The organism is Chryseobacterium camelliae, from assembly GCF_030818575.1.
Classification (GTDB): Bacteria; Bacteroidota; Bacteroidia; order Flavobacteriales; family Weeksellaceae; genus Chryseobacterium; species Chryseobacterium camelliae_A.
The window spans coordinates 2609907-2621880 of sequence record NZ_JAUTAL010000001.1 but is presented as its reverse complement, the minus strand read 5'-3'; the positions used below and the strand labels follow the sequence as shown (position 1 = coordinate 2621880).

The 11974-nt window shown below is 41.2% G+C and carries 11 protein-coding genes; 8 read left to right on the top strand and 3 right to left on the bottom strand.

Features of this window, described 5'->3' with window-relative positions:
• Position 1 precedes the first annotated feature (1 nt).
• A complete protein-coding gene (locus QE404_RS11895; RefSeq protein WP_307450713.1) occupies positions 2 to 1207 on the bottom strand; it encodes an RsmB/NOP family class I SAM-dependent RNA methyltransferase in 1206 nt (401 codons plus the stop codon).
• 221 nt (positions 1208 to 1428) lie between these two features.
• On the opposite strand from QE404_RS11895, the gene QE404_RS11890 reads away from it, so the two are divergent.
• Both QE404_RS11890 and QE404_RS11885 read left to right on the top strand, forming a co-directional pair.
• Complete coding sequence (locus tag QE404_RS11890) at positions 1429 to 1773, top strand: zinc ribbon domain-containing protein YjdM (RefSeq protein ID WP_307450710.1); 345 nt, start codon at positions 1429 to 1431, stop codon at positions 1771 to 1773.
• Between the two features lie 37 nt (positions 1774 to 1810).
• The gene (locus tag QE404_RS11885; protein WP_307450709.1) at positions 1811 to 3121 is read left to right on the top strand and encodes an MFS transporter; all 1311 of its coding nucleotides are present in this window, start codon (positions 1811 to 1813) and stop codon (positions 3119 to 3121) included.
• Positions 3122 to 3412: 291 nt separating this feature from the next.
• Here QE404_RS11885 and QE404_RS11880 read toward each other — a convergent pair whose 3' ends face one another.
• Positions 3413 to 4354 carry an ABC transporter ATP-binding protein gene (locus QE404_RS11880; RefSeq protein ID WP_307450707.1) on the bottom strand — a complete coding sequence of 314 codons (942 nt, stop codon included), beginning with the start codon at positions 4352 to 4354 and terminating at the stop codon, positions 3413 to 3415.
• A gap of 75 nt (positions 4355 to 4429) precedes the next feature.
• Between QE404_RS11880 and QE404_RS11875 the strand changes: the two genes are divergently transcribed.
• From QE404_RS11875 to QE404_RS11860, 4 genes are all read left to right on the top strand, one after another.
• The gene (locus tag QE404_RS11875; RefSeq protein ID WP_307450705.1) at positions 4430 to 5092 is read left to right on the top strand and encodes a YceI family protein; all 663 of its coding nucleotides are present in this window, start codon (positions 4430 to 4432) and stop codon (positions 5090 to 5092) included.
• Positions 5093 to 5226: 134 nt separating this feature from the next.
• A complete protein-coding gene (pheS, locus tag QE404_RS11870; RefSeq protein WP_307450703.1) occupies positions 5227 to 6237 on the top strand; it encodes a phenylalanine--tRNA ligase subunit alpha in 1011 nt (336 codons plus the stop codon).
• Between the two features lie 340 nt (positions 6238 to 6577).
• A complete protein-coding gene (locus QE404_RS11865; protein ID WP_307450701.1) occupies positions 6578 to 8326 on the top strand; it encodes a sensor histidine kinase in 1749 nt (582 codons plus the stop codon).
• Complete coding sequence (locus QE404_RS11860; protein ID WP_307450699.1) at positions 8307 to 8948, top strand: response regulator; 642 nt, start codon at positions 8307 to 8309, stop codon at positions 8946 to 8948. Before QE404_RS11865 ends, QE404_RS11860 begins: the two co-directional genes overlap by 20 nt.
• Positions 8949 to 9600: 652 nt before the next feature.
• Here QE404_RS11860 and QE404_RS11855 read toward each other — a convergent pair.
• Positions 9601 to 10371: a DUF3108 domain-containing protein gene (locus tag QE404_RS11855; protein ID WP_307450697.1), complete on the bottom strand. Its 771-nt coding sequence runs from the start codon at positions 10369 to 10371 to the stop codon at positions 9601 to 9603.
• A 154-nt stretch (positions 10372 to 10525) separates the two neighbouring features.
• Between QE404_RS11855 and QE404_RS11850 the strand changes: the two genes are divergently transcribed.
• Together QE404_RS11850 and QE404_RS11845 are read left to right on the top strand one after the other, a co-directional pair.
• Positions 10526 to 11581: an NAD(P)/FAD-dependent oxidoreductase gene (locus QE404_RS11850; protein WP_307450695.1), complete on the top strand. Its 1056-nt coding sequence runs from the start codon at positions 10526 to 10528 to the stop codon at positions 11579 to 11581.
• 42 nt (positions 11582 to 11623) lie between these two features.
• Entirely contained in the window at positions 11624 to 11953 is a 330-nt protein-coding gene (locus QE404_RS11845; RefSeq protein WP_100075341.1) for a 2Fe-2S iron-sulfur cluster-binding protein, read from the top strand.
• Positions 11954 to 11974 lie beyond the last annotated feature (21 nt).

The window sequence follows — 11974 nt, the reverse complement described above, 5'->3', positions numbered from 1 at the left end:
TTTAAGCAATACGCTCGATTAAAGCCATGTAAAACCCGTCATATCCCTGACTTGGCATTACTTTTTCGTCTTTAATCATTTTGTAGTCCGGATTGTTTTTGAGGAATTCCTCCACCTGCTCATTATTTTCAGATGGAAGGATAGAACAGGTAGCATAGACCATTTTTCCTCCCTTTTTCAGGATTTTGGAATAGTCCTGAAGAATCTGCTGTTGTTCTGCTTTTATACGGTCTATAAATTCCTGGTCAATTTTCCATTTGCTGTCAGGGTTTCTTTTTAAAACGCCCAGCCCGGAACATGGTGCATCGATCAGGAGCCTATCTGCTTTTTCGTGGAGCCTCTTGATGACTTTATTGTCAGAGATCAGCCGCGTTTCTATATTATGTGCTCCGGCTCTCTTGGCACGGCGCTTCAGCTCTGCCAGTTTCCATTCAAAAATATCAAGCGCGATGATCTGGCCTTTGTTTTTCATTAAAGCAGCAAGGTGGAGTGTCTTTCCACCGGCACCGGCACATGCGTCTACCACACGATGTCCTTCCTGTACATCCAGGAAATACCCAATTTTCTGTGAAGAAGCATCCTGAACTTCAAACAGCCCGTCTTTAAAGGCGGTTGTCAGGAATACATTTTTCTTTTCTTCCAGCTGTACTGCGTCAGGAAAGTTTTTTATAGGAAAGGAAACCACATTTTCATCCGAAAGGTCGGAGATGAGTTCCTTAGTGGACGTTTTCAGGGAATTCGTTCTCAGTACCGTAGGCGCCTGTTCATTCAGTGCCTGCATTTCTTTTTCCCATTTAGGGCCAAGTTCCTTTTCCAACGTTTCTGCCAGCCACTCCGGGATAGAGTATTCAATGGCTTTGGTAGGAACGGTTCCTTTTTTCAGTTTGGTAATGATATCGGCGATTTTTATACCGTCGAATTCCTCAAATTTTTTATAGTTGGTTTTGCTCCACAACAGGTAAGCAAGGATCAGTTTATAAATATTATTGGGTTTTACGCCTTCTCCCATATAGTATTCCAGGCGTTTTTTCCAGCGGATGATATTGTAAAAAATTTCAGAAACAACAGCCCTGTCCTGGCTTCCCCATTTCCTGTTGGCTTTTAACAGCCTTTCGATCACTTTATCGGCATATTTATTTTTTTCGAAAAAAGTTTCCTGTAAAGCATCGTGAATTCCGATTGCTAAGTTTCTGTGAATAAGTTCCATTTGGGACATTTTAAAATTGAGCTTTAGACTGTAAAAAGCTAAAGTCCTGCAAAAATACGGTTTTTTATTTGAACACGGACAGTATAAAGTTTTGGTATTGAGGTCCTGAAAGGTTGCCGGGGGAATTTTAGACCGTAATGATGATGTGATTTTAGGCAACGGGCTTTTATACAGCAGGAAAACCTGGATTCAAAACCTTATCTTTGCAAAAACTGAAAAATATGAGTAATCCTGTACTTTGCCCGAAATGTGGCTCTGAATTTACCTATCCAAGCGATACTATGATGGTATGTTCCCAATGTTTTTATGAGTGGAATCCTGAAGAGGCTGCTTCTGAAGCTTCGGATGCCGGCAAAATATTCGATTCCAACGGAAATGAGCTTCAGGATGGGGACTCTGTAGTGGTGATCAAGGACTTGCCTGTTAAAGGTGCTCCGAAACCTGTAAAAGCAGGTACTAAAGTTAAAAATATCAGATTGAGACCGGACAGCGACCATAATATCGACTGCAAGATCGACGGATTCGGATCCATGGCCCTGAAATCTGAATTTGTAAAGAAAGCATAATAAAGAACATTTTCGTCTTTATTATAAGGTATCAAGAATGATGAGTATTCAAAACAGCCCACAGATTACAACCGGCGAGAGGATAAAAGCTATTATAGGCGGCTCAATAGGGAATCTGGTGGAATGGTATGACTGGTATGCCTATGCGGCATTTGCCATCTATTTTTCAAAATCGTTTTTTCCGGATTCCGATATGACAGCCCAGCTCCTGAACACCGCAGGAATATTTGCTGTCGGTTTTCTGATGCGACCTGTGGGAGGATGGATGTTCGGAAGCATTGCCGATAAAGTAGGCCGGAAAAGGGCAATGACGCTTTCCGTATTGCTTATGTCTTTCGGGTCCCTGCTGATTGCCCTGACACCTGCTTATAAGACGATAGGTATTCTGGCGCCGGCGCTGCTGCTGCTTGCACGGTTGTTGCAGGGATTGAGCGTGGGTGGAGAATATGGTGTCTCAGCGACTTATCTCAGTGAAATGGCTACGGAAGACCGGAGAGGATTCTATTCCAGTTTCCAGTATGTGACCCTCATCGGAGGTCAGCTGATTGCCTTGGGAATCCAGCTGATCCTGCAGAAACTTCTGCTCAGCGAGGCACAGCTTGAAACCTGGGGCTGGAGGATTCCTTTTGTCATTGGTGCTGTTTTGTCTGTGGTAGCCTTATACTTAAGATCAAATCTTCATGAAACGGAAGCTTTTGAAAAGAAAAAAGATCAGATCCAGGATAAAAAGGGCACTGTAAAGGAACTTCTTAAGCACCCTCAGGAACTTCTGACTGTTGTTGGATTAACTCTGGGCGGTACACTTGCGTTCTATACCTATACGACCTACATGCAGAAATTCCTGGTGAATACGGTCCACTTAAGCAAGGAGGAATCCACACTTGTTTCTTTTGTATCCCTGTTTCTGTTTGCATGCTTACAGCCGGTTTTCGGTGCACTTTCTGATAAGATCGGAAGACGTCCTCTGTTGCTGGCATTCGGTATATTGGGCACCGTTTGTACGGTTCCGCTGCTTACAGCCCTCAGTCATACCACTTCTATGGGAATGTCTTTCCTCTGGATCATGATTTCATTGGTTATCGTCAGTGGATATACTTCTATCAATGCTGTCGTGAAAGCAGAACTGTTTCCTTCTGAGGTTAGGGCATTGGGAGTTGGTTTGCCTTATGCACTTACCGTTGCTGTTTTTGGAGGCACAGCGGAATATATTGCCTTATGGTTCAAAAAGGCAGGAGTAGAGCACTACTTTTACTGGTATATCACTCTGTGTATTTTCTTTTCACTCATCGTATATTTCAGAATGAAAGATACCGTTAAAATGTCTCAACTGAATAAAGATATCCAATAAAAAAACCGCTGCCTGAGAATCTCAAAGCCAGCGGTTTTTTAATTTTTGAGCATAAAAAAAGGAAAGAATTGGACAGTGTTATCTTTCAAAAGACTAGATTGCGTGCTGCTAATGTTCGTCTTCAGGGGCAGAAAGAGAATTAACCAAAAATTTCCTTATGCTGTGAGAAGCAAATGTAAGATATTTTTTTAAAAGAAATAACATCAGTACAAAAAAATTATCTGCTGAATCAGGAAACCTGAAGAAATATTCTGTATTTCCCTGCTCATGCAGTTTTTAAGCCTGCTGCATTTATTTTTGGAACGATACTGATATATGGCTTTCCTGAACTTTACCTTCTGTTTCCACTATCATTTCTTTATCGTTGATCCTTATAATAGTGCGGTAATGGTTTCCGGCAAACCTGCTTTCCAGTACTTCTGCTTCCTGTCCTTCATTTGAGATAACGATTTCATGGGGATAATAAAAAAACTCAGGAATCCCTAAAGTTTCTTTCTCCTGTTCGCTAAATATATTGACCTCACCAAAGAGCCTTGCTACATAGGGATTGTAAGGGTGTCTGTAGATCTCTTCAGGGTGGTCATTCTGTATAAGCCTTCCTTCCTGAAGGATAATAATGCGGTCCAGCCAAGGCATGACATCCTGAAGTTCATGCGTGGAGATCACCAATGAAATGCCATGCTGCTTCACATATCTGAACAGCCGTTCACGAAGTTCAATCTTCCGGGGAAAATCAAGGTTGCTGAACGGTTCATCCAGGATAAGGAGCTTGGGAAGCACAGAAAGTGCCCTTGCAATAGCTACTCTTTGCTGCTGTCCTCCACTCAGGTATTTCGGAAGAGTTGCTGCATAGTCTTCAAGACCTACCACTTCAAGCAGTTCGCTAACGGTGGCTTTTTTTCTGGCCAGATTGATGTTAGAGATAAATTTGCCGACATTTTCAGCTACAGTAGCATAAGGCATCAGGTCAAAGTTCTGGGCCACCAGCTTCATTTCCGCTTCACCGGGAACCAGATTCCCTTTCGGGCCAAGGAGCTTCCGGCCGTCAAAAATAATATCACCGCTTTCCCAGTCCAGTTTCCCGTAGATTAAATTTAATAAAGTGGACTTTCCGCAGCCGCTTTCCCCGGCAAGCGCAACAATCTTTCCCTCTTCCAGTTTCAGGTTGAGGTTCCGGAAAAGAGGTCTCTCTTTAGAGTAAGAAAAATTAAGGTGGCTGATCTCTAGTAACATACTGCAAAGGTAAGGTTTTTAGGAAAGAATTATTTTTTTTATTATCTTAGCAGGGATAATAAAATCATGACAAAAATGAGAAAAAAACTGCTTACATGGGTTATTCCTGTTTTTTTTGCGGCTACAGCAGTAGTTTCGTGTAAAAAAGAAAAACCCGTTACCAGCGAAAGCAGTGAAGTAACCACCACTAAAAATGGCAGCCAGTATACCCTGGATACCCTGAACAGCAGGGTAGAATGGAAAGGATATAAGATTTTTAAGTCTGAAAGTACCAGCCATTTCGGGACGATCAGGTTTGAAAGCGGTGACGTTACGGTAAAGGATGGCAAGCTGGAAAGCGGAAAGTTCGTGGCCGATATGAATTCGCTTACCTCCGTAGACCTCAAGGATGACCAGGAGCAGATGGGGAAACTTAATTCACATCTGAAAAGCGGAGACTTTTTTGAAGTTGATAAATTCCCTACCGCTTCTTACGAAATTACCAAAGTAACCTCTGTTTCAGAAGGGGATTATAATACGCTTTTAGACGGTAACCTTACGATTAAAGGCATTACCAGGCCGGTTCAGTTCAAAGCCAATGTATCCGTAAAGCAGGGAGGGGAAGTAAGCATTGCCACGGAGCCTAAGGATATCAGCAGGGAAGAGTTCGGGGTAAAATTCCAGGCACCTGTACAGAATGGAGTGATTAAAAATGAGGTGACGTTACAGATCAATGTTAAGGCTTTAGAAAAAAAATAATTTTTTTATTTAAGTGAAATAAATAAGTGATTGAAGTCTGCCTCTCCGCAAAAGAGGCAGATTTTTTATGTTGATTGGGAAACTTATTCAACGGAAAAACGTATTTTTGCAAAACATTTTGAAAGGGCAAGATAATGATAGAAAAGATAGAAGAACTGCTTCTTGAGGTAAACAGCTTTAATTCCGCTTCTAAAGAGGAAATTGAAAACTTCCGGATTAAATATAATGGTAAAAAGGGGATACTGAACGATTTTTTTGAAAAGTTCAAGGAAGTTCCGAATGACCAGAAGAAAGAGTTCGGGCTTAAACTGAATTCCCTGAAAGATGCTGTTAAAATAAAGCTTGAAGACCTTAAAAACGCTACGGCTTCTTCCGTAGTTGCAGAGAAAGAAGACCTTACCAGGCCTGCTTTCCCGTTAGAACTGGGATCAAGGCATCCTATCAACCTGGTGAAAAACAGGATCATCGAAATTTTCAAATCTATAGGCTTTGCTGTAGCAGATGGCCCTGAGATTGAGGACGACTGGCATAACTTTACCGCCCTGAACCTTCCTGAATACCATCCGGCTAGAGACATGCAGGATACTTTCTTTATCGAGCAGAATCCTGATATCCTTCTGCGGACACATACATCATCAGTACAGATCCGTTATATGGAGCAGAACCAGCCCCCAATCAGGATCTTATCTCCGGGAAGGGTATTCAGAAATGAGGCCGTATCATCGCGTTCCCACTGTATTTTCCATCAGATCGAAGGTTTATACATAGATGAGAATGTAAGCTTTGCCGATCTTAAGCAGACTATCCAGTTCTTTACCACCGAATTATTCGGAAAATCAAAGATCAGGATGAGGCCGTCCTATTTCCCTTTTACCGAGCCAAGTGCCGAGATTGATGTGTACTGGGGGCTGAATTCTGAAACGGACTACCGTATTACCAAGGGAACAGGCTGGCTGGAAATCATGGGCTGCGGAATGGTGGATCCTGCCGTTCTTAAGAATGTGAATATAGACGCTGAAAAGTATTCCGGTTATGCTTTCGGGATGGGAATTGAAAGGATTGTCATGCTGCTGTACCAGATGAGCGATATCAGAATGTTCTTTGAAAATGATATCCGAACCCTGGAACAGTTTAAAACTTTGTAATTTATTTAGACACTATATAAAATCCTGTGAAATCCATCACGGGATTTTTATTTTCATAGAATAATTTTCATGGTAAACCCGTGCTAAAGGCCTTCCTACTGATCTGTGGAGCTTTTTTTGATAGCCTAAAGAAAATTATTATCTGAATATTGTGAAATACTATCCAATAATTATTTAAATTTAAAAATTATATGATAAGTCTTCATATCAGCAACAGTTGATATCCGATTTGCTGTTTTTATCTGGCTTTTTCGGGACTTTGGGAAGTGATGATTAATAAGGATTGAATGGATAGCCGGATTGTAGACAGGGTTGTCCGGATAAAAAAACTACACAAATTATGGAACAAAGATATAATCATTCCAAAACATTGAGTTTCAGATGGCGTAAAATAGTGCATTATTCGCTGATCTTCTGTATTTTGCTGATCCAACTTACCATTGCGGGATTTTTCTATAATGAAATGGTCAACAGGAAAAACCTTGCCCTGATTGAAAAGCAGCTGAAGATTGTTGAGTCATTGGGGAATTTAACAGATACTTCCAAAAAAGAACTTTTAACCGCGCAGGATTATTTCCAGAAATATCTCGTAAGCCAGGATGAAAAATACCTGCAGTCTTATTTCGGTGCGGTAAGCCGGCTCGGCAACAATGTAGACCGCATCAACCGGTATGGCAATCAGTTCCCGGAAATCAAAGATATTGTGACGAAGCAGCGTAAAGATTCTGCGCAGGTTCACCAATTCAAAGTGCTGAGCGATTCTGCCTATCAGTATTCAGCGGGATCCGGGTTAAAATTACAGACTAAGCTGCCCGAAATCCAGAAATATAAACTGGATTATAATTTTGATAAATTTGACGTGCAAACCAAAACGTATTCCGATACCATTAAGAAGAAGGGGTTTTTCGGGCGTCTGGGAGATGCCATATCCGGAAAAGTCAATGTACGGAAAGATAGTACCGTCGTGATGGTAAAACAGCGTAAAATGCAGAATGCAGCCAATATAAAAGCGGATTTTGACAGCATCCTGAATCTGGTTAATAACCATTATACCGAACAGGTGAGGAAAATTCAGGTTAACCTAAATACCAGCAGGCAGGATAACGGGAAATTCTTTAAAGTATTCGACCATCTTTTTGTTAGCGCCAGCGGCCTTATGAATATGTATGATAAAGCTGTTAAAAATTCTAAATCAGAGCTGCAGAAGGAATATGAAAGACAGAATTCTTCCAGCAACCGGATCAGGAATTATCTGGTATTGGGATTAATGGTGCTGATGTTCATCGTTTCCATACTTATTATGTACCTTACCAGGATTGCCTTTATTTACGAACACCGTCTGAATGCCGCAAATAACCAGATTCAGGAACACCTGAACTTTAAGAACAGGATTCTGGGCATGCTGAGCCATGAACTGAGGTCGCCTCTGAAAATCATCGGGATTTTTATCAACAGGATTCACAAAAAAACCAATGATGACAGCATCAAGGAGTATCTCAAATCCGTGAGTTTTACCAATAATACCCTGCTGATGCAGGCTAACCAGATCCTGGAATATACCAAAAACCATCAGGTGGAAAATAAGTTGATCCCTGTTGTTTTTAACCTTAAAAATGAGGTTACCTCCATCCTGAATTCCATAGAACCTTATATTGAAACCAGAAATAACCGGTTTATCATTGATGAGAGGATCGCTCCGGATCTTGTTGTTTTTTCAGATAATACCAAAATCAACCAGATCTACATGAATATCCTCGGAAATGCCAATAAATTTACGGAGAATGGTGAGATTAAAGTTACGGTATATACAGAGCCTGTAGATGAAGCAACCATATCTATGCATACCATAATCAGTGATACAGGAGTCGGCATCTCAGAATCGGATCTTGAGAAGATTTTCGAGCCTTATTATCAGGGAATACTTTCTGATGAGGTGGAAAACCTGGGAGCCGGTCTTGGGCTGAGCCTCTGTAAGCAGCTTATTGCATTATACCCCGGCAGCATATCGGTAACCAGCGAACGTAATAAAGGAACCACCGTGTCTTTCTATATCCACTTAACCTTACATCATGAATCACCAAAATCATAAGCCCATTACTTTTCTGCTTGCGGACGATCACAGTCTTATCCGGCAGGGAATTCTATTTATACTGGAAGAAATCGCCTCTGATTTTAACGTGCACCAGGCTTCCACATTGCAGCAAATCACAGAAACCGTTAAGAACCATCCTATTGATATTGCCGTCATAGATGTATGCTTCCCCGACGGGAATTTTCTGCCTGTATTACCGGAAGTGAAAAAGATAAGACCGGACATCAAAATTCTGATTTATACAGGTACCGATGAGCATAGGCAGTCGCTTAAATTCATCAATGCCGGAGCAGACGGCTTCCTCAGCAAAATGAGTGAAGAGGAAGAAGTAAAAGAAGCAGTCCTCAAAATGATTACCTGCGGAGAATATATTTCTCAGGATACACAAAGGCTGCTGATGAACTCGCTGCGCCATCCTGATCTGATCGATCCCCTGTTATGCCTTACCGAAAGGGAAAAAGAAATTGCCGAGATGTATGCTTCAGGATATGGCAATCTGGAAATCGCAAATCTGCTCGATGTCAAGCAAAATACTGTTAGCACGATGAAGAAAAGAATATTTGATAAGCTGAAGATCGACAATCTGGTCGAACTGATTGAAATGGTCAGGCATCACTGATAGCTTTAGTAAACTTAATAAAAGAGTAGTTCTGTAGAATTATATCTACAACCTCAGCGATATGTATCTAAGCCTTTTTGTAGTTTTTTCACCTGATATGTTCCTATCTTTGAATTATCAAAAGAGCAGACGAATAGATGAAGAGGACAATGATGTTTGAAAGAGAAATTTTGATTTAAACATAAAGGTAGTAGAAATTTGGTGGTAAAAACACAAGTGGTGCAATTGTATTCTTACAGGGTGTAAAAACCCTGTAGGGATTTTTCTAAAAAAACACATCTATCACGGAAAAAAAAGCCAATATCAATCCAATCCTTAGGTATCTTTACAGAGCTGAAAAGCTCTGTAAATGGTACTTTTAAAACGAATTTAACTTTGTTGTCACAAATCACAATAGTAACTATTAAAAGAGTAATCTTGACTTCAACCTCCGGGGATTCCCCGGAGGTTTGTTTTTTGGCACCTGGGAAAGGATATCTGTAGCAGATTAATCCAATAGAATTTATCATGAATGCTAAAAGAAAGATGTGTGCAGATGTTTAAATTTCATTTAAAACTTAGGCCTGTCATGACATGAAACGTCGTTTACGATTGAAACCAATAAAAATGCCTGTCATTAGAACAGGCATCATTATAATAAGCTAACGTTGTTTCAGTTCGAAAACCTCAACGGATATTTTACATTTTTATAATCGTCAATGCTTGCTTTGAGAGACCCTACAGCCAGCTCGGCTTTCAGCAGCATAGGAACATGATTGGCATCATTGGATACCCACATGGTTACACCTTCTTCCTCTTTAAACACCCTTCCGCTTTTAACTGAAGGAATAATTTTCAGGCAGTTGATCGTACCGAATTTGGTCTTCAGGTTTTCCGTTCCTGTCACTTTTAACTGGAAAGGAAACATTTCGTCATCAATCCATACATTCATATTAATTACGGTTCCTACTTTCAGCTGGGCAGGCGTTTTACTTCTGAGGTAGTAGAAGCAGGAAAGCATGTCCTGTACGCCTTTTACGGATTTAATGACTCGTGAGCCGTTGGCGGGATTCTTTTTATCGGTGAGGATCAGCGTCTGGTTGTCGTGGTTGAAAGCCGTTTCAAAGTGTTGCGTATAACCGCCCTCGCGTACATTCCTTACGTAAAAACTCGGCAGTTCCGTGCTGGTATTAATGAAGCTTTCATATAGATCTTCCACTTTAAAAAAGGCTTTCACGGCTCCTGTGGTTTGTCCGGTACCTTTTACATATAGATGAGGTATACCCCTGTACATGGTTTTTTGGGTGGTGAGGTTAGCCGTTCCGGCATTCAGAATACCATAATGGATTCTGTACGTTAATGATTCGCCATCTGCAATATTGGTTATCTGGCCAGATCCCAGAAACCATGCAAATAATGCAAAGCATATTAATAATTTCTTCATAATTAGAATTTTACAAAAACACTGCCAAATCCTGGTGCTGCTGTAAGCCCTTTTATTTGACAAATCTCATTTATTTATTTAGACTGAGTTAAATCAGCTTCGCATTAAAATTAGTAAATTTGCAGCTAACGTATAATTAAATTATCCTATTGTTATGATAACAACCGATATATTGATCATAGGAGCCGGCCCAACCGGCCTTTTTGCCGTATTTGAAGCAGGCCTGCTGAAAATGAAATGCCATATCATCGATGCACTTCCTCAACCTGGAGGTCAGCTGGCAGAACTTTATCCTAAGAAACCTATTTTCGATATTCCGGGGTATCCGTCAGTCAATGCAGGGGATCTAGTAGATAATTTAATGGAACAGATCAGACAGTTCCAGCCTGGCTTTACACTGGGGGAAACGGCCGTTACCCTCAATAAAATAGATGACGAATGGTTTGAAGTAGTAACCAATAAAGGTACGGTTCACCGTGCAAAAGCCGTAGCTATTGCCGGAGGACTGGGTACTTTTGAGCCGAGAAAGCCTGCATTGGAGAATATAGCAGATTATGAAGAAAAAGGACTTGAGTACTTTGTAAAAGAACCTGAACATTTCAGGAATAAAAAGGTAGTGATTGCCGGTGGAGGAGACTCTGCCCTGGACTGGAGCATTTTCCTTTCCAACGTGGCCAGCGAAGTAACCCTTATTCACAGAAGAAATGAGTTCAGAGGAGCCCTTGATTCAGTGGAAAAGGTACAGGAACTTAAAAATCAGGGTAAAATCAAGCTGATTACCCCGGCTGAAGTTACAGCTATCAAAGGATCCGGCAAAGTAGAAGCCATCACCGTACAACTGGATGGCGAAGAAGCCTATGATATTGATACGGATTATTTCATCCCTTTGTTCGGGTTAACTCCGAAATTGGGAGAGATCGGAAACTGGGGACTGAATATAGAAAAAAATGCTATTGTCGTAAACAATGCATTGGATTACCAGACCAATATTGACGGTATATATGCTATCGGGGACATCAATACCTATCCGGGAAAACTGAAACTGATCCTTTGCGGATTCCATGAGGCTACCCTCATGTGCCAGAGCGTTTACAACCGCCTGAACCCGGGTAAAAAATATGTACTGAAATATACAACTGTAAGTGGTGTGGACGGATTCGACGGAACCCGTAAAGAAGCTGAAAAGGCAGTGGTGAAAAAAATAGATTAAAATGAGCATCTGGTGAGATGTTATTAATCAATACTGTAATCAATGAGTGATATCAATATAAAAATTACCGATAGGGAAGGCGTTACACATGATGTAGTTGCTCCTACGGATATGTCCATGAACCTTATGGAAATCATCCGTTCATACGAACTGGCTGAAGAGGGTACTATCGGCGTATGCGGAGGGATGGCTATGTGTGCATCCTGTCAGGTTTACGTGATCAGCGACCCGGGACTGGAACCTATGGGTGATGAGGAAGATGCCATGCTGGCTGAGGCTTTCCATGTGAAAGACAACAGCCGTTTGGGCTGTCAGCTTCATATAGCAGATGCTATGGAAGGGCTGGAAGTGGAAATCGCTCCTTATCCTTAAAAAGGGTTTCTTTAAAATACA